The 22,248-nt window shown below is 60.2% G+C and carries 22 protein-coding genes and 1 riboswitch; of the genes, 16 read left to right on the top strand and 6 right to left on the bottom strand.

Going from position 1 to position 22,248, the window contains the following annotated elements; translation table 11 throughout:
• Positions 1–25 precede the first annotated feature (25 nt).
• Positions 26–442, bottom strand: a complete 417-nt coding sequence (locus tag ACOYXJ_RS00920) for an OsmC family protein (protein ID WP_150794410.1) — start codon at positions 440–442, stop codon at positions 26–28.
• Positions 443–571: 129 nt separating this feature from the next.
• Between ACOYXJ_RS00920 and ACOYXJ_RS00915 the strand changes: the two genes are divergently transcribed.
• Positions 572–1,627, top strand: coding sequence for an amidohydrolase family protein (locus ACOYXJ_RS00915; protein WP_460367436.1), 1,056 nt, complete (start codon positions 572–574; stop codon positions 1,625–1,627).
• A gap of 130 nt (positions 1,628–1,757) precedes the next feature.
• Positions 1,758–3,383 (top strand): methyl-accepting chemotaxis protein, encoded by a 1,626-nt coding sequence (locus ACOYXJ_RS00910; protein ID WP_460367434.1) that lies wholly within the window; start codon positions 1,758–1,760, stop codon positions 3,381–3,383.
• Positions 3,384–3,915: 532 nt separating this feature from the next.
• On the opposite strand, the gene ACOYXJ_RS00905 is transcribed toward ACOYXJ_RS00910, so the two are convergent.
• Genes ACOYXJ_RS00905 through purM form a run of 3 tightly spaced genes read right to left on the bottom strand, consistent with a single transcriptional unit; the run spans position 3,916 to position 6,346 of the window.
• Positions 3,916–4,629: a DUF3108 domain-containing protein gene (locus ACOYXJ_RS00905; protein ID WP_102900814.1), complete on the bottom strand. Its 714-nt coding sequence runs from the start codon at positions 4,627–4,629 to the stop codon at positions 3,916–3,918.
• Between the two features lie 8 nt (positions 4,630–4,637).
• Positions 4,638–5,288 (bottom strand): phosphoribosylglycinamide formyltransferase, encoded by a 651-nt coding sequence (gene purN, locus ACOYXJ_RS00900; protein WP_102900815.1) that lies wholly within the window; start codon positions 5,286–5,288, stop codon positions 4,638–4,640.
• Positions 5,288–6,346, bottom strand: coding sequence for a phosphoribosylformylglycinamidine cyclo-ligase (purM, locus tag ACOYXJ_RS00895; RefSeq protein WP_034156237.1), 1,059 nt, complete (start codon positions 6,344–6,346; stop codon positions 5,288–5,290). The genes purN and purM overlap by 1 nt, the downstream gene beginning before the upstream one ends.
• A 373-nt stretch (positions 6,347–6,719) precedes the next feature.
• On the opposite strand from purM, the gene ACOYXJ_RS00890 reads away from it, so the two are divergent.
• The 5 genes from ACOYXJ_RS00890 to ACOYXJ_RS00870 all read left to right on the top strand — a co-directional run bounded on the left by ACOYXJ_RS00890 (position 6,720) and on the right by ACOYXJ_RS00870 (position 11,387).
• Positions 6,720–7,778, top strand: a complete 1,059-nt coding sequence (locus ACOYXJ_RS00890) for a DUF2066 domain-containing protein (protein ID WP_460367430.1) — start codon at positions 6,720–6,722, stop codon at positions 7,776–7,778.
• A 34-nt stretch (positions 7,779–7,812) separates the two neighbouring features.
• A complete protein-coding gene (locus tag ACOYXJ_RS00885; RefSeq protein ID WP_102900818.1) occupies positions 7,813–8,886 on the top strand; it encodes an AI-2E family transporter in 1,074 nt (357 codons plus the stop codon).
• Positions 8,887–9,093: 207 nt separating this feature from the next.
• Positions 9,094–9,798: a DnaA regulatory inactivator Hda gene (gene hda / locus ACOYXJ_RS00880; protein WP_007919828.1), complete on the top strand. Its 705-nt coding sequence runs from the start codon at positions 9,094–9,096 to the stop codon at positions 9,796–9,798.
• Between the two features lie 214 nt (positions 9,799–10,012).
• Positions 10,013–10,630 carry a C40 family peptidase gene (locus tag ACOYXJ_RS00875; protein WP_007919826.1) on the top strand — a complete coding sequence of 206 codons (618 nt, stop codon included), beginning with the start codon at positions 10,013–10,015 and terminating at the stop codon, positions 10,628–10,630.
• Positions 10,631–10,850: 220 nt separating this feature from the next.
• Positions 10,851–11,387 carry a C40 family peptidase gene (locus ACOYXJ_RS00870; protein ID WP_095050233.1) on the top strand — a complete coding sequence of 179 codons (537 nt, stop codon included), beginning with the start codon at positions 10,851–10,853 and terminating at the stop codon, positions 11,385–11,387.
• Between the two features lie 134 nt (positions 11,388–11,521).
• Here the strand turns inward: ACOYXJ_RS00870 and ACOYXJ_RS00865 are convergent, their stop codons facing one another.
• Both ACOYXJ_RS00865 and ACOYXJ_RS00860 read right to left on the bottom strand, forming a co-directional pair.
• Positions 11,522–12,835 carry a PQQ-dependent sugar dehydrogenase gene (locus tag ACOYXJ_RS00865; protein ID WP_460367427.1) on the bottom strand — a complete coding sequence of 438 codons (1,314 nt, stop codon included), beginning with the start codon at positions 12,833–12,835 and terminating at the stop codon, positions 11,522–11,524.
• A gap of 66 nt (positions 12,836–12,901) precedes the next feature.
• A complete protein-coding gene (locus ACOYXJ_RS00860) occupies positions 12,902–13,486 on the bottom strand; it encodes a hypothetical protein (protein WP_150794416.1) in 585 nt (194 codons plus the stop codon).
• A gap of 163 nt (positions 13,487–13,649) precedes the next feature.
• Positions 13,650–13,879, top strand: a riboswitch (cobalamin riboswitch).
• Between the two features lie 81 nt (positions 13,880–13,960).
• Between ACOYXJ_RS00860 and cobO the strand changes: the two genes are divergently transcribed.
• The 9 genes from cobO (at position 13,961) to cobC (ending at position 22,248) form a co-directional block, all read left to right on the top strand.
• Positions 13,961–14,572 (top strand): cob(I)yrinic acid a,c-diamide adenosyltransferase, encoded by a 612-nt coding sequence (gene cobO / locus ACOYXJ_RS00855; RefSeq protein ID WP_003223053.1) that lies wholly within the window; start codon positions 13,961–13,963, stop codon positions 14,570–14,572.
• The gene (locus ACOYXJ_RS00850; protein ID WP_460367425.1) at positions 14,569–15,969 is read left to right on the top strand and encodes a cobyrinate a,c-diamide synthase; all 1,401 of its coding nucleotides are present in this window, start codon (positions 14,569–14,571) and stop codon (positions 15,967–15,969) included. The genes cobO and ACOYXJ_RS00850 overlap by 4 nt, the downstream gene beginning before the upstream one ends.
• Positions 15,966–16,616: a 5,6-dimethylbenzimidazole synthase gene (gene bluB / locus ACOYXJ_RS00845; RefSeq protein ID WP_460367423.1), complete on the top strand. Its 651-nt coding sequence runs from the start codon at positions 15,966–15,968 to the stop codon at positions 16,614–16,616. The genes ACOYXJ_RS00850 and bluB overlap by 4 nt, the downstream gene beginning before the upstream one ends.
• The gene (gene cbiB / locus ACOYXJ_RS00840) at positions 16,613–17,521 is read left to right on the top strand and encodes an adenosylcobinamide-phosphate synthase CbiB (protein WP_064117343.1); all 909 of its coding nucleotides are present in this window, start codon (positions 16,613–16,615) and stop codon (positions 17,519–17,521) included. Before bluB ends, cbiB begins: the two co-directional genes overlap by 4 nt.
• A complete protein-coding gene (gene cobD, locus ACOYXJ_RS00835) occupies positions 17,514–18,506 on the top strand; it encodes a threonine-phosphate decarboxylase CobD (protein WP_460367421.1) in 993 nt (330 codons plus the stop codon). Before cbiB ends, cobD begins: the two co-directional genes overlap by 8 nt.
• A complete protein-coding gene (locus ACOYXJ_RS00830; RefSeq protein WP_460367419.1) occupies positions 18,503–19,954 on the top strand; it encodes a cobyric acid synthase in 1,452 nt (483 codons plus the stop codon). The genes cobD and ACOYXJ_RS00830 overlap by 4 nt, the downstream gene beginning before the upstream one ends.
• Positions 19,955–20,102: 148 nt before the next feature.
• Positions 20,103–20,624, top strand: coding sequence for a bifunctional adenosylcobinamide kinase/adenosylcobinamide-phosphate guanylyltransferase (gene cobU, locus ACOYXJ_RS00825; protein ID WP_150794421.1), 522 nt, complete (start codon positions 20,103–20,105; stop codon positions 20,622–20,624).
• Positions 20,621–21,676: a nicotinate-nucleotide--dimethylbenzimidazole phosphoribosyltransferase gene (cobT, locus tag ACOYXJ_RS00820; RefSeq protein WP_460367417.1), complete on the top strand. Its 1,056-nt coding sequence runs from the start codon at positions 20,621–20,623 to the stop codon at positions 21,674–21,676. Before cobU ends, cobT begins: the two co-directional genes overlap by 4 nt.
• Positions 21,673–22,248, top strand: a complete 576-nt coding sequence (gene cobC / locus ACOYXJ_RS00815) for an alpha-ribazole phosphatase family protein (protein ID WP_460367415.1) — start codon at positions 21,673–21,675, stop codon at positions 22,246–22,248. Before cobT ends, cobC begins: the two co-directional genes overlap by 4 nt.

Genomic DNA, 22,248 nt, shown 5'->3' with positions numbered 1-22,248 from the left:
TAACCCGCCGCTGGCATGAGGAGGATTACTGGCTGTCGAAGCCTTGCGGGGCATGGGTTTCGATCGTCACGTCGCTGGTGGTCATCAGCTTGTGGATCGGGCAACGGTCGGCGACGCGCAGCAACTCCTCGCGCTGAGCGTCAGTGAGCACGCCTTTGAGGGTGAGGGTGACGTGCAGGACGTATTTGCCTTTTTGTTCTTCGCTGTTGTCACGTTTGACGTCGACACCAACGCCGGTCAGCGGGATGTCTTTCTTCTTCGCGTACATCTTCAAAGTCAGTGCTTTGCAGGCACCAAGGGCGGCGTCGAAGTAGTCGTGTGGCTCAGGTGCGGAGCCTTCGCCGCCGGCGGATTTCGGCACGTCGGCAAACAATTCGTGGTCATCGATCTGTACGGTGTGACGAAAACCTTCAGCGGAGACGGTATTGACGGTAACGGTCATGGGAACCTCACTGGCAGTAGGAAAAGTCGTTCAGTCAAACAAGACCTTGCAGTTATAGAGCATTCCCACCGGTACGCGTTCCACTTTCCTGCGGGGATGAACCCTTGTTGTCAGGGCGCGGTCTAGGCTATGCCTACTTCCTGGAGATTACTTGTGTCCCTGTATCGTTTGAGTCTTGCTTGTTTGTTGGTATTTGCCGGCAACGTCAGCGCCCGCGAATACACCTACAGCGATGCACACCTGCATTACGTGGATTTTTTCCAGGAAAGCGCGGGCATGGCGAAATTGCTGACGGCGATGAAGGACGGTTCCGTCGAGCATGTGATGATTTCCGGCATTCCCGTTGCGAAGAAATGGCACGAAGACGAACCGAAACGTCCGCGCTATTACGCAGGTGATGACGCTGATGCCTATTGGTACAGCGCGACTGACGTGATCGTTGCCGATGCGGTGCAGAAACTGCCAGCCGAGAAGCGTCCCTACTTTCATCCGTTCCTCTCGGGCTTCAACCCCAACGACAAGAACTCCGCCGCGCACATCCAGCGCATGCTCGATCTGTACCCAGGGCTGTGGCAGGGCATCGGCGAGGTGTTCACCCGCCATGACGACCTCACAGCGCTGACGTCCGGCGATACGCCGCGTGCCAACAACGAAGCCATGACCAAGATCTATCACTTGGCCGCCGAGAACGATCTACCGGTGATGCTGCATTCCAACATCACTTCCAAGCGTGAGAAGAATCCGCTGTATCTGAAGGAAATCGAAGAGCCGCTGCGTAATCACCCACACACGCGATTCATTTGGGCTCACGCCGGCACCAGCGCTGAAATCCATCGGCATCAGACGCAGCTGAGTTTCTTGCTGCCCACGCTGACGCGCATGCTTGAGGCGTATCCCAACCTGTTTATCGACTTGTCCTGGAGCATGCTCACGCCATACCTGCTAGACGAGCAGGGCACGCCGCGCGCGGAATGGCTGGCGCTGGTCGAGAAATACCCGGAGCGCTTTATGCTAGGTTCGGACGTGGTCGGGCGATTCAACAAACTCGGTCAGGAAATGCACAGCTTCAAACCGTTCCTTGATGCATTACCCGAGGAGGTCGCTGAAAAAGTCGCTCGAGATAACTTTCTGGCGATCCTGCCACGAACGGTGCTCAAGTCCGGTAAAACTGCGCTGAATCGTTAATGCCGACAGTTCGAAGGATCAAGGCCTGTTGATATCGCCTTTTCGTCTTACGCAATTTTTCGCCGGGCCGATACCTTCTAAAGCAACCAGCTGCAGGGTTGATGCAGCGCTTTTGGAAGGAACCAGAGCAATGAGTATCCGTAGTCTCAATATTGCCCCGCGCGCCGGCCTCGGTTTTGGCTTGTTGGCGTTGATGGTATTTGCCCTTGGGGCGTTCGCTTTATTGCAAATGTCGAACATGCGCGCGCAGTCCGACGAGGTCGATAACAATTGGCTGCCGAGTGTGATGGCGGTCGGTGAGATGAGTCAGGACATGCTGCGCCTGCGGGCGCTGACCATGCGGCTGTTGCTCAATCGTGATCCGCAGGCGCTCGAGCAGAACGTTGCCAAGCTAAATGAATTGCGCGATGTGCTCAGTGAAGCCCAGCAGCGTTATGACGTGCTGATTGTCTTGCCTGAAGAGCGCAAGCTGTTCGACCGCTTCAAGGTTGCCGAGCACAAGTATCTGGAGTTTCAGGCACAGGTCATGCAGTTGTCGGCGCAGAATCGGGTCGAGGAGGCCGCGATCATTCTCAATGGGCAGATGAGTCCCTTGGCCGATCAAATCGCAGTGCTTCTGCGCGAACTGGTCGAGTTGAATAAACACAATGCCAATCTCGCCACCGAAGCCGCGCGGTTGGTGTTTACCAGTTCGCGGGTGTGGGTCGGGGTGATGATCGGCGTTACCGCGCTGATCACCATTGGCCTGGCCCTGCTGCTGACGCGCAGCATCGTGTTGCCGCTGGCGCAATCGCTGGGTGTTGCCGAGGTGGTGGCCGGTGGTGATCTGACGGGCGATATCAATATCAGCGGCAAGGACGAACCGGCGCGACTGCTGCACGCGCTCAAGAGCATGCAGCACAACCTGCGCGACACTATTCGGCAGATATCCGAGTCCTCCAGCCAATTGGCCTCGGCCTCGGAAGAGCTGAGTTGCGTCACGGAAGACGCTACGCGCGGGTTGCATCAGCAGAGTCTGGAAATCGAGCAAGCGGCTACAGCGGTTAATCAGATGACAGCGGCGGTGGAGGAGGTGGCAAGCAATGCGGTGGCCACCTCCGAGGCTTCTCGTGAATCCGATCGCATTGCCCAGCATGGCCGCGAGCAGGTGCATCAAACGGTGCTGTCAATCGAGTCGCTGGCCGATGATGTGACAGCCAATGCGAGCCAGGTGGAAGATCTGGCGCAGAAGGTCTACAGCATCAGCAAAGTGCTGGATGTGATTCGTTCGATCGCTGAACAGACCAATTTGCTCGCTTTGAATGCTGCGATTGAGGCCGCGCGCGCCGGTGATGCCGGGCGCGGGTTTGCGGTTGTAGCGGATGAGGTACGGGCATTGGCGCATCGCACGCAGCAGTCGACCCAGGAAATCGAGCAGATGATCGGCGGGATTCAGCAGGGCACTGATTCGGCGGTCAGTTCGATGCAGCAAAGCAATGTACGGGCGCGTTCGACGCTGGAGTTGGCCAAGGCGGCCGGGACTGCACTGGAAGAGATCGCCTCGGCGTTCACGCTGATCAACGAACGCAACCTGGTGATCGCCAGTGCCTCGGAGGAGCAGGCGGCGGTGGCGCGGGAGGTGGATCGCAATCTGATGAACATTCGTGATCTGGCGATGCAGACCTCGGCGGGGGCCAATCAGACCAGTGCGGCGAGTCAGGAGTTGTCGCGGTTGGCGGTGGATTTGAACAGCATGGTGGCGAAGTTTTCGGTTTGAGTTTCGCCTTCAAAAGCCCTCACCCTAACCCTCTCCCAGAGGGAGAGGGGACTGACCGTGGGAGATTAACGATTTACATCGACCTGATCTTGCTTTGGAGAATCCATAATCGACTCGATCTTTCAGGTCGATACATAGCGCCAGACATCTCGGTCAGCTCCCTCTCTCATTGGGAAAGGTGACTGACCGTGGGGGATTAAAGAGTTACGCCGACCTGAGTGTTCTTTGGTGAATCCATAATCGACTCGACTTTTCAGGTCGATGCATAGCGCCAGACATCTCGGTCAGCTCCCTCTCTCATTGGGAAAGGTGACTGAGCGTGGGGGATTAAAGAGTTACGCCGACCTGAGTGTTCTTTAGTGAATCCATAATCGACTCGACTTTTCAGGTCGATACATAGCGCCAGACATCTCGGTCGGCTCCCTCTCCTTCGGGAGAGGGCTGGGGTGAGGGGCGAGCCAGGCACAAGTCTCTAATCCAGCAGGCAAAAAAAAGCCCCGCATTTCGCGGGGCTCTTTGTTCTTGCGGTGGATCAGCTGCCTTTAACGGTTTTGCCGTTGACCGTGCCGTCCTGGAGCATGATGTTGTACTCCTTGCCGTCGGTTTCAACCTGTTGCAGGCGAACCAGCAGGTAATCCCAGTCCTTGGCGAACCACAGGACGGTGATGCGCTTGCTTTGTGTCGGGTCGCGTACGCGCTCGACCTTGATCGCATCGATCTTGCCAGCCTTGGTTTCGACTTTTTCCGAACCCAGTACGCGGAAGTCATAAGTATCGACTTCGCCGTCATCGACCACTTGATAGCTCATGGTCTTCTTGCCGGCGGCGACGTCATGCTGCAGTGCCAGTTGATAGGTGGACTTGTCGACCATGCCACGGTTCAGCGGGATTTTCACCGCGTCGCCACGGTCGGTGCCAGTGACCATCTTGCTGTTCCAGTCGAAATCCAGATCAGCCTTTTTCGCTTTGCCCAGGCCACCACGTTCGAAGTGGTAGGACTGCGGCAGCAGCGTGTCCTTGTCGAGGGTCAGGGTGCTTTCTTCAGTCAGGCTGGCGATCATCATCGAGGCCTTGAAGCTGAGCTTCCAGACGCCGTTGGCTTCCTTGACCAGACTGCGCTCGGCGGTGCCGCTCATGGGCAACTGCTTCCAGTCGGCGGTGTAGCTGGCGGAGAACGGTTGAAGTTCCGCTGCCTGCGCGAAGGGCAGGGCGAGCAGAGCGCAAGCGAAGAGCAGGGCGCGACGCATAATATCTCCTAGTGTCGAATCAAGTGGCCGCTGGCCGCGAGTAACTGGCCATCCAGTAAAGCACCGTGTTCACCGAGTGCCAGCCTGCCTTCGGCAAACCAGCGAACAGCCATCGGGTAGATCAGGTGTTCCTGAACGTGGACTCGCTGCGCAAGACTCTGCGGCGTGTCGTGCAACTCTACCGGTAATACTGCTTGTACGACCAGTGGTCCGCCATCGAGTTCCTCGGTGACGAAGTGCACGGAGCAGCCATGCTCAGTGTCGCCGGCCTCGAGCGCGCGCTGATGAGTGTGTAACCCTTTGTATTTGGGCAGCAGCGACGGGTGGATGTTGAGCAGGCGACCCTGGTAGTGGCGAACGAAATCAGCGCTGAGAATGCGCATGAAGCCGGCCAGCACCACGAGTTTCGGTTGGAATTCATCGATCAGTTCGATCAGAGCAGCATCGAAGGCCTCGCGACCTTCGAATGCCTTGTGATCCAGTGAGCGGGTGGCGATACCCGCGTCACTGGCGCGTTGCAGGCCGTAGGCGTCGGCGCGATTGGAAATCACTGCAGCGATGCGGACCGGGCTGTCGCCGGTCCGCGTGCTGTCGATCAGAGCCTGCAAGTTACTGCCGGTGCCGGACAACAGCACCACGACATCACAGGTTGCGGACATTAATGAGCCTTAAGGTTCTGCAGATCAACCTGAGCAGCGCCTTCGGCAGCGGCAGCGATCTGACCGATGACCCAAGGCTGTTCGCCGGCGTCACGCAGGGTGTTCAGCGCAACTTCAACGTGTTCCTGAGCCACGCAGATAACCATGCCAACGCCGCAGTTCAGCACGCGGTGCATCTCGGTCTCGTCAACGTTGCCTTTTTCCTGCAGCCAGTCGAATACCGCAGGGCGAGTCCAGCTAGCCACGTCAACCACGGCCTGAGCGCCTTTTGGCAGAACGCGCGGGATGTTGTCGAGCAGGCCGCCACCGGTGATGTGGGCCATGGCTTTGACGGCGCCGGTGTCTTTGATCAGCTTGAGCAGCGGCTTCACGTAGATGCGGGTCGGGGCCATCAGCAGGTCGGTCAGCGGTTTGCCGTCAAGCTGGGTGTTTTCGATGTCGGCGCCGGACACTTCGATGATCTTGCGGATCAGCGAGTAGCCGTTGGAGTGCGGGCCGGACGATGGCAGAGCGATCAGCGCGTCACCGGTGGCGACTTTCGAGCCGTCGATGATTTCCGATTTTTCCACGACGCCGACGCAGAAGCCGGCCAGGTCGTAGTCTTCGCCTTCGTACATGCCCGGCATTTCAGCGGTTTCGCCGCCAACCAGCGAGCAACCCGACAGTTCGCAGCCAGCGCCGATGCCGGTTACCACCTGGGCAGCGGTGTCGACATTCAGTTTGCCGGTGGCGTAGTAGTCGAGGAAGAACAGTGGCTCAGCGCCGCAAACCACGAGGTCGTTCACGCACATGGCAACCAGGTCGATACCGATGCTGTCGTGCTTGTTCAGGTTCAGCGCCAGACGCAGCTTGGTGCCGACGCCGTCGGTGCCGGAAACCAGCACTGGCTGCTTGTAGCCGGCCGGGATTTCGCAGAGGGCGCCGAAACCGCCCAGGCCGCCCATGACTTCCGGGCGCGCAGTGCGCTTGGCGACGCTCTTGATGCGTTCGACCAATGCTTCACCGGCGTCGATGTCTACACCGGCGTCCTTGTAGCTCAGGGAGGGTTGCTTGCTCATGATCCAGGCCTTTAGGGGAGGGGATTCAGGGGTAACGACCGAGTTCAGCGGGAACTTCGAAATCGACGGGGCGATGGCCTCACGCGAGTTTCGAGGTGCCCGGCTGTTGCCGGTCTGCGAAGGCGCGCGATTTTATCAGGCTTGAGGGGCAGCGGCCATCCTCGCACCGACGGGCAGGGCCATATCCATGGAAATTTTTTGCAAATGAGCCGTATGAACGCCTGTATAAGGTGGGGCAATTAACCGTCTATCGTTATCACTGTGCAAAAACTTACCGCTGTCGTGTGAATGTTTGGTGCTGGCAGATTGTCACAGCCTTGCTCAACCGATTCACGCGGCCTGTTCCAGCCGCTCCTGTCGACGGGAATTTTCCATGCGTTTTTGTAAATTGTTGTTTGTGGGTTGTTTGTCGCTGATCAGCCTGGCGAGTCACGCCGAAAACCTCAAAGGCCTCTATCAAGTACGTGAACCGGTCAATGGCCAGGCGCCGGAGGAGCGTGATCGCGCCACGCAGGCGGCTCTCGATACATTGGTGTTGCGCCTGACCGGCGATCCGAAAGCTGCGCAAAACCCGGGGCTGGCGGCGATTCGCAAGGATCCGCAGCAGATCATCAGTCAATTCGGTTTCGATGCCGGGCCGCCGGAGGTGCTGAAGGTTGATTTCGATCCGGCGACCACCGAGCAGGCGCTGCGACGTGCCGGGTTGTCTGTGTGGGGCGCCAGTCGGCCGTCGATCCTGAGTTGGTGGCTGAACGATTCGGCTGAGGGCTCGAGTCTGGTCGGTGATGGTCAGGCCGCTGCTGCGCCGTTGCGTCGGGCTGCGCAACATCGCGGCTTGCCATTGCGTCTGCCGTTGGCAGACCTGAGCGAGCAATTGGTTGCCACGGCGCCGGCGCTGGAAGGCACGGATCCGGCGCCGTTGCGCGGCGCTTCCGAACGTTACAACGCTGACGCCCTGCTGGCGGTGCATGCCCGTGAAGAGGGCGGGCAGTGGCAGGCCAAGTGGCACTTGTGGCTGGGCGATCAGAAAGAGGCGGGCAGCGTGCAGGGCGCCGATCAGGCTGCTGTCGCTGACGCGGTGATGCTGGCGGTGGCTGAGCGTCTGGCGCCACGTTTTGTGGCCAAGCCCGGCGCTTCGGGGCAGCAGACCCTGGAAGTCCAGGGCATGAATCTTGAGCACTACGCGGCGTTATTGCGGTTACTCGAACCGTTTGGCGTGCGTCTGCAAAGTGTTGATGGCGATCGCATTGTCTATCGGGTCAATGGCAGCGCCGATCAGATGCGTGCGCAGTTGTCGCTGGCCAAGTTGCAGGAGTTGCCGGCCGAGGCGCCGGTTCCGGTGGCTGCGCCACAGCCTGCGGTTGCAGGTGCGGCACCGGTCGCGGCTCCGGCCCCGAGCCCGGCAGCACCGTCGTTGCGGTTTCGCTGGTAAGTCTTTCCTTATATAGAAGCTACAGGAGTGGTACATGGCCGATACGCGGCGTTGGTTCTGGCTCGGTGGGGTTGTCCTGCTTTGCGCGTTTGTATGGTTGCTGCACCCGATCCTCACGCCGTTTCTGGTAGCGCTGCTGCTGGCTTATCTGTTCGATCCACTGGTGGATCGCCTGGAGCGACTTGGTTTGTCGCGCACCTGGGGCGTGATCGCGGTGTTTGCTTTGTTCACCCTGATCGTCACGGCGCTGATGCTGGTGCTGGTGCCGATGCTCGCCAAACAGTTGCTGCGACTGTACGAACTGGCACCGCAGATGCTCGATTGGCTGCAGCACACGGCAGTGCCGTGGGCGCAGTCGAAGCTGGGGTTGTCGGACGGTTTCTGGAAGTTCGACAAGGTCAAGGCCGCAATCAGCGAGCACATGGGTCAGACCACTGATATTGTCGGCGTGGTGCTGAGTCAGGCGACGGCTTCGAGTCTGGCGCTGATTGGCTGGCTGGCCAATCTGGTGCTGATCCCGGTGGTGAGTTTCTACTTGTTGCGCGACTGGGACGTGATGATGGCCAAGATCCGCAGCCTGCTGCCGCGTGATCGGGAAGAGACCATCGTATCGCTGGCCGGTGAATGTCATGAGGTGCTGGGCGCGTTTGTTCGCGGTCAGTTGCTGGTGATGGTGGCGTTGGGCGTGATCTACGCAGCGGGCCTGATGATCGTCGGGCTGGAGCTGGGGCTGTTGATCGGTCTGATCGCGGGTCTGGCGGCGATCGTGCCTTACATGGGCTTCGTGATTGGTATTGGTGCAGCACTGATCGCCGGGTTGTTCCAGTTCGGTGGCGATCTGTATCCGATGGTTGGGATCGTTGCGGTGTTCATGGTCGGTCAGGCGCTGGAAGGCATGGTGCTGACGCCTTTGCTGGTGGGCGATCGTATCGGTCTGCATCCGGTGGCGGTGATTTTCGCGATTCTGGCCGGCGGCGAGCTGTTCGGCTTTACCGGCGTGCTGCTGGCATTGCCGGTGGCGGCGGTGATCATGGTGCTGGTGCGCCATGTGCACGACTTGTACAAGGACTCTGACATCTATAGTGGCGTTGACGATCCGCAGTTGTAATGGCGCAGGGGCGGCCCGGCGAATAGCCGGGTTGGCCCGCGTCCTGCAGGCGCTGGCGCCAAAGAATCTGTCATAAAACCAGCGTGTTAACGCAAACCTTTGATTTTGCTTGGACTCTGTCGCATTGTGCGCTCAGCTTCACGGGTATAAACTTCGCAAACTTTACACAGAGGCCACTAACGGTTCCTTGAGAACTGTTCAGTCAGCATGAAACCGATTCAGCTGCCCCTAGGTGTGCGTCTGCGTGACGACGCCACCTTCATCAACTACTACCCAGGCGCCAATGCCGCTGCACTCGGCTATGTCGAGCGTCTATGCGAAGCCGACGCCGGCTGGACAGAAAGCCTGATCTACCTGTGGGGCAAACACGGCGTAGGGCGTACGCATCTGTTGCAGGCCGCATGTCTGCGTTTTGAGCAAATGGGTGAGCCGGCGGTGTACTTGCCGTTGGCCGAGTTGATGGATCGCGGTGTCGAAATCCTCGACAACCTTGAACAGTACGAACTGGTTTGCCTTGACGACTTGCAGGTGATCGCCGGCAAGGCTGACTGGGAAGAGGCGATGTTTCATCTGTTCAACCGTCTGCGTGACAGCGGTCGGCGTCTGCTGATCGCCGCGTCAACCTCTCCGCGTGAACTGCCGGTCAAACTGGCTGACTTGAAATCGCGCCTGACCCTGGCGCTGATTTTCCAGATGCGTCCGCTCTCCGATGAAGACAAATTGCGTGCCTTGCAGTTGCGCGCATCGCGTCGCGGTCTGCACCTGACCGATGAAGTCGGGCATTTTATTTTGACTCGCGGCACCCGCAGTATGAGTGCGCTATTCGACTTGCTTGAACAGCTCGATCAGGCCTCTTTGCAAGCTCAGCGCAAGCTGACCATTCCCTTCCTGAAAGAAACGCTAGGCTGGTAACGACGCGGCTTTCAGCGTGTCTCGGCATATTTCAGGCGCCAGAAAATCCGCTTTCCTGCAGGGTGTGCAGGGCGCGTATCGGTTCAAATGGGCTTAAGCGCTTAGATGTAAACGAGAAACCGAGAAGTCACAAAAAGATCGATTGAATTTGCAAATGAGGTTGATAGCGGGCATAGTCTCGGCTTCTTTACAACTATCAGCCACGGTCGTGCCCATGCTAAAGCGCTTCGCACCCCTCGTGCCTCTCGCACTCGTCACCCTGTTGTACGGTTGCGCTGCTCATTCTCCAGTTCAAGAGCAGCCTCAACAGGTTAAAAATTCTGCCACGGCTCAGTCTTCCGTTATTTACCAGGAAGAGCTCGACACCGAAAAAGAACTCAACGAATTCAATGGCAAGAAGCCTTATCAGCTTCCTGTTCTGGCCGACAGCATCCTCGAACGCGGCATGTCCCTGATCGGTACCCGTTACCGTTTCGGCGGTACCTCTGAAGCCGGTTTCGATTGCAGCGGTTTTATCGGCTATCTGTTCCGCGAGGAAGCCGGCATGAACCTGCCGCGCTCGACACGCGAAATGATCAACGTTGATGCACCTCTGGTCTCGCGCAGCAACCTTGAGCCGGGCGATCTGTTGTTCTTCGCCACCAACGGTCGTCGCGGTCGTGTCAGTCACGCCGGGATCTACCTCGGTGACAACCAGTTCATCCACTCCAGCAGTCGTCGCAGCGGCGGTGTTCGCATCGACAGCCTGGGTGACAGCTACTGGAGCAAGACTTTCATCGAAGCGAAACGCGCATTGGCCAACGCTCCGACTGTAGTTACTGCTCGCAAGTAATTCCCTCGATGTCGCTGCGTTCGCGGCGACAATCAGGCTCCCGGCAACGGAGTAGACGTAGACTTTACAAGGTGAAGTTAAAGTCTTACTTGAAGTTTGCCGCGTAGCCGCTAGAATCCTGTATCTATATTGATGGCAAACCGCCTGCGTGCTCACGTAGGCGGTTTTCTTTTCTGTCCATCGGCAGAAAAAGCCGCAGCCAGATCAGGATGTTCTGCTTATGACGATGACGGCCCGCCTCACATTGATCTTCTTCGCAGCGTTGCTCAGCGCCTGCGCCAGTCGTACACCGCCGCCTGCGCCGGTGGTTCGCGCACCGGTCGTGTTCGGCCCGTCCCAAGCTTTTTCACCGGCTGCTGAAGACGTGCTGTTTCGCGCGCTCGGTCTGGTCGGCACGCCTTATCGCTGGGGCGGCAACACGCCGGATTCAGGCTTTGATTGCAGTGGGCTGATCGGTTTTGTCTACCGTGATGCGGCGGGCATCTCTTTGCCGCGTTCGACGCGTGAGCTGATAGTCATGCAGGCACCGAATGTCGGCAAGGAAGGCTTGCAGACCGGCGATCTGATCTTCTTCGCCACCAATGGCGGCTCGCAGGTCAGTCATGCGGGAATTTACGTCGGCGAAGGGCGATTCGTGCATGCGCCGGCTACCGGCGGCACGGTGAAGCTGGACAGTCTGTCGAAGGCGTATTGGCAGAAGGCTTATCTGAGTGCCAAGCGGGTGTTGCAGCCGGAGCATCTGGCGCATAACCCGTAATTCAAGTTGCCCAAAAACTAATGTGTAGGAGTGAGCCTGCTCGCAATGATGGTGTCACATTCAACATCAATGTTGAATGATCGACCGCTATCGCGAGCAGGCTCACTCCTACAGTTGTTTGTGCATGGCGAAAACTATTTGCTGGCCGACACTCGCCACACCTTGTTGCCAACATCATCCGCCACCAGCAAGCCACCTTGCTGATCGATCACCACGCCCACCGGCCGACCCAAAGCATTCTCGTCCTTGTCGAGGAAGCCGGTCAGTACGTCCACCGGTTTGCCGCTCGGCTTGCCACCAGTAAACGGCACGAAAATCACTTTATAGCCACTGTGCGGTTTGCGGTTCCATGAACCATGCTGGCCGATAAACGCGCCTTCCTTGAACTGCGCCGGCAGGTTGTTGCCCTCGGCGAACGTCAGGCCCAAAGACGCAGTGTGCGGTCCGACGGCATAATCCGGGGCAATGGCTTTGGCCACCAGCTCCGGGTTTTGCGGCGTCACGCGCACATCGACATGCTGACCGTAGTAACTGAACGGCCAGCCATAGAAACCACCGTCCTTCACAGAGGTGATGTAGTCCGGCACCAGGTCACTGCCGATCTCGTCGCGCTCATTCACTGCTGTCCACAGCGCGCCACTTTTCGGCTCCCAGGCCAGGCCATTGGGGTTGCGGATGCCTGAGGCGAAAATCCGGTGATTACCGGTCGCCCGATCAACTTCCCAGATCGCCGCGCGACCTTCTTCCTTATCCAGACCATTTTCGCCAACGTTGCTGTTCGAGCCGACCGTGACGTACAACTTGCTGCCGTCCTTGCTGGCGATGACGTTTTTCGTCCAGTGGTGATTCAGCGTGCCGCCGGGCAGATCGACAACCTTGATTGGCTGCGACTTGATCTCGGTCGCGCCGGGTTCGTAGTTGAAGCGCAGCAGGCGATCGGTATCGGCGACGTAAAGATCATTGCCGACCAAGGTCATGCCGAACGGCGAGTTGAGGTTTTGCAGAAACACCGTGCGTGTCTCGGCCACGCCATCGTGATCAGCGTCGCGCAGCAAAGTGATGCGATTCGGGCTTGGCACGCCAGCGCCGGCCTTGCCCATGACCTTCTTCATGACCCAGCCACGAATGCCACTGCTGTCATCAGGCTTTGGCGGGGCGTTGGTTTCTGCCACCAGCACATCGCCGTTGGGCAGCACGTAAAGCCAGCGCGGATGGTCGAGGCCTTCGGCGAATGCAGCGACTTGCGTGCCAGTCGCTGCCGTCGGTTTAGCGCCCTGGGGCCAGCCGATCGCCGGGGCGATGTTCACCGTCGGGATCAGGGTCTTGTTCGGTTCGGGCAGCTTCGGCGACGGGCCGGTACCGTCGGAGACTTGCAGGCTGGAGGTTTCACCGCAGGCGGCGAGACCTCCGGCGAAGGCGATGACAAAAACGAGCTGGGGCTTGCGCATTGCTGATCTTCCCTATGAATGCATTCCTAATCATAGAGGAGGGCGCAAGCCCGATGGTTCAACTGCTCAGCCGCGGGCTTCCTTGAACAGCACGGCGATGCCCGGGTGATAGTTGCCGGCTTCGCTGCGCAATTTGCGATAGGCGTAAGGGAAATACCAGGCGACCGCGCAGGTGTGTTCCTTTTGCAGATCGTCGACCATGTCCTGCAGCTCTTCGGGGCTGGCGCTGTGCTGGGCTTTTTGCGGCGCGACAAACAGGCAGCCAAGCTTGAAGTCGCTGGCATAGCTGATGCGTTTGGCGTCGTTGGTGATGTCGAGCAGGGCTTGAGTCAGATTGAGGTTGGTAACCTTTGGCCAGCGCTGGGTGGCCTGGATAAAGGCGCGGTCTTCGGCGCCGGCGAGAAACAGATCGGCGCGGGCATTGCGCTCGCCTTCTTCATTCTGTTTGCGCGTGGCAGTGTCATTCAAAGTGACCAGCTCGGCCATCCACGCCGCTGCCGAGAGCAGTCCGAGATTGGCTTTCTCGTCATGCCAGTAAGGGGTGTCGCTGTCGCCGCGCACGGCATTGTAGCGGTCGATACAGTCAAACCAGCGTTCAAGCACCGGGCGCAGGAATTCCAGGCGCGGGTTGCTGATGATCATGCCTTGCATCGTCATCATCCTTTATTGTTGTAGTGGGCTTTTCGGGAAAGGCATGGCTCTTTGATATCATTTGTATCAGTGTGGCACAAGATTGGCGGCAGATAATTGATCAGCGGCAGTTATTCGCCCGATGGCCGCCTCTTTAATTGACGCTCCACCCCCAACCCTCTAACCTTCGCGGCTTGTTTCAGGTGCTCTGTGACCGCTGTCGACAGAGTGAAACAGGGAAGCCGGTGAGGGTTGTCTTCAAGCGAAGAACCACCACGATCCCGGCGCTGCCCCCGCAACGGTAAATGAGTGAAAACTGCGCCTTGAGCCACTGCCTCGACAGAAGCGGGAAGGCGCGCAGTCAGGCCAACGCCGCTCATGAGCCCGGAGACCGGCCTGATCCATCCAGCGGCATCACGGTGGGCGATGCCAGGCTTTTTGCCGTCTATTCCTGTGCCTGCCCGCCGTTATCCAGCCTCAACGGAGAGCTCCCCCATGACTGATTCCCCCGAGCGCGACGAACGCCATCTGGCGCGTATGCAGCGCAAAAAAGCCGTGATCGACGAACGCATCGCCAACTCGCCTGACGAGTGCGGCCTGGTACTGGTGCTGACCGGCAACGGCAAAGGCAAAAGCAGTTCGGCCTTCGGCATGCTCGCCCGCGCCATGGGCCACGGCATGCAGTGCGGCGTGGTGCAGTTCATCAAGGGCCGCAACAGCACCGGCGAAGAGTTGTTCTTCCGCCGCTTTCCCGAGCAAGTCCGCTTCCACGTGATGGGCGAAGGCTTCACCTGGGAAACCCAGGACCGTCAGCGCGACATCGCCGCCGCCGAAGCCGCGTGGGCTGTCTCTCGCGAATTGCTGCGTGATCCATCGATCGGTCTGGTGGTGCTCGACGAACTCAACATCGCCCTCAAACACGGCTACCTCGATCTTGATCAGGTGCTTAGCGATCTGCAGGCGCGTCCGCCGATGCAGCACGTGATCGTCACTGGTCGTGCGGCCAAGCCGGAAATGATCGAAATGGGCGACACGGTCACCGAAATGGGCATGCTCAAACACGCCTTCCAGGCCGGTATCAAAGCGCAGAAAGGCGTCGAACTTTGAATCAACCACGTCACTGCCCGGCGGTGCTCATCGCCGCGCCGGCCTCCGGTCAGGGCAAGACCACCGTCACCGCCGCGCTCGCCCGTTTGCATCGCAATCAGGGGCGCGAGGTGCGTGTGTTCAAATGCGGCCCGGATTTTCTCGATCCGATGATTCTCGAGCGCGCCAGCGGTGCGCCGGTGTATCAACTGGACATGTGGATGGTCGGCGAGCAGGAAAGTCGTCGGCTGTTGTGGGAAGCCGCCGCGGAGGCGGATCTGATTCTGATTGAAGGCGTGATGGGCCTGTTCGACGGCACGCCTTCCAGCGCCGATCTGGCGCGGCACTTCGGCGTGCCGGTGCTCGGCGTGATTGATGGGACGGCGATGGCGCAGACCTTTGGTGCGTTGGCGCTGGGCCTGGCGAAGTATCAGCCGGATCTGCCGTTTGCCGGTGTGTTGGCCAACCGTGTCGGCACGTTGCGCCATGCGCAGTTGCTCGAAGGTAGCCTCACTGAAGGCCTGCGTTGGTGCGGCGCATTGTCCCGCGAGACCGGTATCGAACTGCCGAGTCGCCATCTCGGCCTGGTCCAGGCCAGCGAACTGAATGATCTCGATGTGCGTCTCGATGCCGCCGCCGATGCATTGGCCAGCAGTTGCGAGGTAGCGCTGCCACCGGCCGTGGAATTCGCCGCGCCTGATGTGATCGCCGTCGAACCGTTGCTGAAAAACGTGCGAATCGCCGTTGCCCGCGATGAAGCGTTTGCCTTCACCTACGGCGCGAGTCTCGATCTGTTGCGGGCGATGGGCGCCGAGTTGAGTTTCTTCTCGCCGATCCGTGACACGCAATTGCCTGGCGCTGACAGTCTGTATCTGCCCGGTGGTTATCCGGAATTGCACCACGTTGCGTTGTCGCAGAACACCGCGATGTTGGAGGCGATTCGCGCGCATCATGCAGCGGGTAAACCGTTGCTCGCTGAGTGTGGCGGGATGCTGTATTTGCTCGATTCGCTGACTGACGTTGAAGGTGCTCGCGCCGAATTGGTTGGGCTGCTCAAAGGCGACGCGGTGATGCAGAAGCGTCTGGCGGCGTTGGCGTTGCAAGCGGTGGATCTGCCGGAAGGCTCGCTGCGTGGGCACACGTATCATCATTCCCTGACCACCACCGAACTGACGCCGATTGCGCGTGGCTTGAGCCCGAATGGTGGGCGCGGTGCCGAGGCGGTTTATCGTGAGGGGCGGATGACGGCCTCTTATGTGCACTTCTATTTTCCGTCGAATCCTGCGGCTGTCGCTGCACTGTTTGCGCCTGACTCCGAAGCCGCCTTCGCGAGCAGGCTCGCTCCCACAGTTGAAACAGTGGTGACTGAAGCAATGCAATCCCCTGTGGGAGCGAGCCTGCTCGCGAAAGGGCCATGACCGACAACGCATTCTCCGAAGCCGAGCGCGAAGCAGTTTATCGAGCCATCGCCGAACGCCGCGACATGCGCCACTTCACTGGCGGCACGGTCGAGCCGGAGCTGCTGCGCCGACTACTGGAAGCCGCCCACCAGGCCCCGAGTGTCGGCCTGATGCAGCCCTGGCGCTTCATTCGCATCAGCGACCGCAGCCTGCGCGGGCAGATCCAGAACCTCGTGGAAGAAGAGCGCGTGCGCACCGCAGAAGCCCTCGGCGAGCGCAGTGACGAGTTCATGAAACTCAAGGTCGAAGGCATCAACGACTGCGCCGAAGTGCTGGTCGCGGCGCTGATGGATGATCGCGAAAAACACATCTTCGGTCGCCGCACGCTGCCGGAAATGGACATGGCGTCGTTGTCTTGTGCGATCCAGAATTTGTGGCTGGCCTCGCGCGCCGAAGGCCTCGGCATGGGTTGGGTTTCGTTGTTCGAGCCGCAGGCGCTCGCCGATTTGCTGAAGTTGCCCGAAGGCGCCAAGCCTCTGGCCGTTTTATGTTTGGGTCCGGTCAAGGAATTCTATCCGGCGCCGATGCTGGTACTCGAAGGGTGGGCGCAGGCGCGTCCGCTGAATGAGTTGCTGTTTGAGAATTACTGGGGAGTGAGTCAATGAGTGTGGCGTTGTTGAGTGTCGCCGCAGTGGCGCTGGATGCGCTGCTCGGTGAACCGAAACGCTGGCATCCGCTGGTGGCGTTCGGCAATTTTGCCGGGCGCATCGAGCAACGTTTCAACGCCGGTGGGCGTGGCTGGCGCAGCCATGGCGTCACCGCGTGGGTGATCGCGGTGCTGCCGCTGACCTTGCTCGCCACAGCGTTTTCCTGGGCGCCGTACGTGGGGTGGGTCGTCGAGATTCTCGCGCTGTATTGCGCCCTCGGCATGCGCAGCCTCGGTGAGCATGTTGCGCCGGTGGCTGCGGCTTTGCGTGCGGATGATCTCGATGAGGCACGCAAGCGTGTTGGCTATCTGGTCAGTCGCCAGACCGATGAGCTCGACAGCACTGCCGTCGCTCGTGCTGCCACTGAGTCGGTGCTGGAAAACGGCAGCGATGCGGTGTTTGCCGCGCTGTTCTGGTTTGTTGTGGCGGGTGCGCCGGGCGTGGTTCTTTATCGCTTGAGTAATACGCTGGATGCGATGTGGGGCTATCGCAACGAACGCTTCGAACGTTTCGGTTGGGCGGCGGCGAAAATCGACGACGTGCTTAACTATATTCCTGCGCGTCTGGTGGCATTGACCTACGCGCTGCTGGGCAAAACCCGACTCGCGTTGAAGTGCTGGCGCACACAGGCGCCGAAGTGGGACAGCCCCAACGCAGGTCCCGTGATGGCGGCCGGCGCCGGTGCGCTGGGCGTGGAATTGGGTGGGCCGGCGATTTACCACGGTGAACTTCACGACCGTCCGCAGCTTGGCGAGGGCGCAGCGGCTGACGCAGATTCCATCGACCGTGGCTGGCAATTGGTCCAGCGCGGGGTATGGTTATGGCTGCTGATTCTCTGCGTGGGGGCTGAATTCTATGCTTGAGCACGGTGGCCGGCTGCGCAAGGCGGCACACGATTACGGCATTGCCGAGGCGGACTGGCTCGACCTGTCCAGCGGCCTCGCGCCGTGGCCGTTCCCGATCCCGGAAATTCCGCTGCGCGCCTGGGCGCGTTTGCCGGAAACCGACGACGGACTGGAGCAAGCCGCGTGCGATTACTACGGTGCCGCGCAAGTGCTGCCGGTGGCCGGTTCGCAGATGGCTATCCAGTTGCTGCCGCGTTTGCGCCGCGCCGGCAAAGTCGGCGTGTTGTCACCGTGTTATGCCGAACATGCCGAAGCCTGGCGCCGCAGCGGTTACATCGTGCGCGAAGTGCTGGAGCAGGAAGTCGAATTCTTTCTCGACAGCCTCGACGTGCTGGTGGTGGTCAACCCGAACAACCCGACTGGTCTGAGTCTGACCCCGGCACGATTGCTCGACTGGCACGCGCGGCTTGCCCGGCGTGGCGGCTGGCTGGTGGTCGATGAAGCTTTCATGGACAACACGCCGCAACTGAGCCTGGCGCCGCATGCGCATCAAGTCGGGCTGATCGTGTTGCGTTCGTTCGGCAAGTTTTTCGGCCTCGCCGGCGTGCGTCTGGGTTTTGTGCTGGCCGAGCGCAAGTTGCTCAAACTGCTCGCCGAACAGGTCGGACCTTGGGCGGTCAGCGGGCCGACGCGGGTGCTCGGTCAGGCCTGTCTGCAAGATACTGAAAACCACACACGCCAACGGATTCGCAGCGATGAAGCCAGCGAGCGGCTGGCAGCGTTGCTGGAGCGCTACGGCTTCAAACCCCAAGGTGGTTGCGCGCTGTTCCAGTGGCTGATCACCGAACACGCTGAGGTGCTGCACGAATTCATGGCCCGTCGCGGCATCCTCCTGCGCCTCTTCACCCACAACAGCAGTCTGCGTTTTGGCCTGCCTGCCGATGCCGCTGAAGAGGCGCGTCTCGAACAGGCTTTAAGCGCTTTCGCCAAGGACCACCCATGACCACCCTGATGGTGCAAGGCACCACTTCCGACGCCGGTAAAAGCACACTGGTGACGGCGCTGTGCCGCTGGGCGACTCGTCAGGGCGTGGCGGTCGTACCGTTCAAACCGCAGAACATGGCGCTCAACAGCGCGGTGACTGCCGACGGCGGTGAAATCGGCCGCGCGCAAGCGGTGCAGGCGCAAGCGGCGTTTCTTGAACCGCACACCGATATGAACCCGGTACTGCTCAAGCCGAACAGCGACACCGGCGCGCAAGTGATCATCCATGGTCGCGCCGTGACTTCGATGAATGCCGTGGCGTATCACGACTACAAAGCCATCGCGATGAAAGCTGTTTTGGCTTCTCACGAGCGACTCAGCGCTGCCTATCCGCTGGTGATGGTCGAAGGCGCAGGCTCGCCGGCCGAGATCAATCTGCGCGCCGGCGACATCGCCAACATGGGCTTTGCCGAGGCGGTGGATTGCCCGGTGCTGCTGATTGCCGACATCAATCGCGGCGGGGTTTTCGCCCATCTGGTCGGCACCCTGGAGTTGCTCTCGCCGAGCGAACAGGCGCGGGTCAAGGGCTTCATCATCAACCGCTTTCGCGGCGACATCGCCTTGCTGCAACCGGGCCTCGACTGGCTGGAACAGCGCACCGGCAAACCAGTGGTGGGCGTGTTGCCCTATGTGATGGATCTGCATCTGGAGGCCGAGGACGGCATCGATCAGCGCCAGACCGACAAGGCCGAACAAGTCTTGAAAGTGGTGGTGCCGGTGCTGCCGCGCATCAGCAACCACACCGATTTCGATCCGCTGCGTCTGCATCCGCAGGTCGATCTGCAATTCGTTGGCCCAGGGCAGGCGATTCCTGCGGCTGACTTGATCATCCTGCCGGGCTCGAAAAGCGTGCGCAGTGATCTGGCCTATCTGCGTGCCAATGGCTGGGATACGGCAATCTCTCGGCACTTGCGTTACGGCGGCAAAGTGCTGGGGATCTGCGGCGGTCTGCAGATGCTCGGCGAGCAGGTGCATGACCCGCTCGGACTTGAAGGTGCGCCGGGCACGAGTGCCGGTTTGGGCATGCTGGCGTTCGAAACCACACTTGAGGCCGAGAAGCAGTTGCGCAATGTGCGTGGACGGCTGGCGCTGGAAGATGCCGAAGTCAGCGGCTATGAAATTCATGCCGGCGTGACCAGCGGACCGGCGTTGGAAAATGCTGCGGTGCATCTGGATGACGGCCGTTGCGACGGTGCGCAGAGTGCCGATGGACAAGTGTTCGGCACTTATCTGCATGGCCTGTTTGAATCGCCGGCGGCGAGTGCGGCGTTGCTGCGCTGGGCCGGGTTGAGCGATGTGCAGGCGGTGGATTATCACGGCTTGCGCGAGCGCGATATCGAGCGGTTGGCGGATCTGGTGGAGAAGCATCTGGATACCGAGCTGTTGCGCCGGCTCTGTGGGATTTGAGTTGCCTGTGCTGGCCTCTTCGCGAGCAGGCTCGCTCCCACAGTGAATGCGGTTAGCCATACATTTTGAGTACAACTCATAACCCTGTGGGAGCGAGCCTGCTCGCGAAAGCGGCGGTTGCCTCACTTGAATTTTCCTGGATAAAACCATGCTCCAACTGATCCTCGGCGGCGCCCGCTCCGGCAAAAGTCGTCTGGCCGAAAAGCTCGCCAGCGATAGCGGTCTGGCCGTGACTTACATCGCCACCAGCCAACCCCTCGATGGCGAGATGAGCGATCGCGTCGCCCATCACCGCGCCCGCCGTCCCGCCGACTGGGCACTCATCGAAGAACCTCTGGAACTGGCCCGTGTCCTGCGCGAAAGCGCCAGCGCCGAGCGTTGCTTGCTGGTCGATTGCCTGACCCTGTGGCTGACCAATCTGCTGATGCTCGACGACGCCGAACGTCTCGCCGCCGAGCGCGAAGCCTTGCTGAACTGCCTGGCATCCTTGCCGGGTGAAATAATTTTTGTCAGCAACGAGACCGGAATGGGTGTCGTGCCGCTGGGCGAATTGACTCGCCGCTACGTCGATGAAGCCGGTTGGCTGCATCAAGCTCTGGCCGAGCGTTGTCAGCGTGTTGTCCTGACCGTCGCCGGCCTGCCCCTGACTCTGAAAGGACCTGCGTTATGACTCAAACCTGGTGGCTGAATCCGTGCAAACCGGTCGACCTCAACGTCGTTGAACAAGCGGCGGCGCGGCAACAGCAACTGACCAAACCCGCCGGTTCCCTCGGGCGTCTGGAATCGGTCGCGGTGCAACTGGCCGGCCTGCAAGGCCAGGTCAAACCGACTTTGGAACAGGTCTGGATCGCGATTTTTGCAGGTGATCATGGCGTGGTCGCTGAAGGGGTTTCGGCATTCCCGCAGGAAGTCACCGGGCAGATGCTGCTCAATTTCGTCAGCGGCGGTGCGGCAATCAGCGTGCTGGCGCGTCAGCTTGGCGCGCAGCTGGAAGTGGTCGATCTGGGTACGGTGAATCCCGCGCTGGACCTGCCGGGTGTGCGTCATTTGAACATTGGCGCGGGTACAGCGAACTTCGTGCTGGGTGCAGCGATGACTCAGGCTCAGGGCGAACTCGCGTTGCAGGCCGGTCGCGACAGTCTGTTGCGGGCGAAAGCGGCGGGCGCGCAGTTGTTCATCGGCGGCGAAATGGGCATTGGCAACACCACGGCGGCGAGCGCATTGGCCTGTGCCTTGCTCGATTGCCCGGTGGCGCATCTGACCGGCCCCGGCACCGGGCTGAATGCCGAAGGCGTCAGCCATAAAGCACAAGTGATCGAGCGTGCATTGGCGTTGCATGCTGCACAGCGTGGCGATGCGTTGCAGACGCTGTTCAATCTCGGTGGTTTTGAAATCGCCGCGTTGGTTGGCGCGTATCTGGCGGCGGCTCAAGAAGGTGTGGCGGTGCTGGTTGACGGCTTTATCTGCACGGTCGCTGCGTTGGTCGCGGTGCGTTTGAATCCTGAGTGCCGCGAGTGGTTGCTGTTCGGTCATCGTGGCGCGGAGCCGGGCCATCGTCATGTGCTGGAAACCCTGCAGGCCGAGCCGTTGCTGGAGCTTGGTCTGCGTCTGGGCGAGGGCAGTGGCGCGGCGCTGGCGGTGCCATTGTTGCGTCTGGCCTGTGATCTGCACGGGCAGATGGCGACGTTCGCTGAAGCGGCGGTAGCGGATCGTCCGGCATGACATTGCATCTGGATCTGCTGCGCCATGGTGAGACTGAACTCGGCGGTGGTTTGCGCGGCAGCCTCGATGATGCGCTGACTGAAAAGGGTTGGGCGCAGATGCGTGCGGCCGTGGTCGAGAGCGGGCCGTGGGATCGGATCGTCAGTTCGCCGTTGCAGCGTTGCGCTCGCTTTGCCGCCGAACTGGGTGAGCAGTTGGATCTGCCAGTGCAATTGGACAAGGATCTGCAAGAGCTGCATTTCGGCGCATGGGAAGGGCGGAGTGCAGCGGCGTTGATGGAGACGGATGCCGAGGCCTTGGGGCTGTTCTGGGCTGATCCGTATTCCTTTACGCCGCCGCAGGGTGAGCCGGTCAGCGAGTTTTCCTCGCGTGTGCTGGCAGCCGTTGCTCGCCTGCACAGCGCATACGCCGGTAAGCGGGTTTTGCTGATCAGTCACGGTGGTGTGATGCGCTTGTTGCTGGCGCAGGCGCGAGGGTTGCCGCGCGAGCAGTTACTCAATGTCGAGGTCGGTCATGGCGCGTTGTTTGCGCTGACGGTCGAGGCGGATGGTTCACTCAAGGAAGGTCACTGA

This window comes from Pseudomonas sp. Tul2A7 (assembly GCF_054790505.1).
This window is presented reverse-complemented; position numbering and strand designations above follow the sequence as displayed.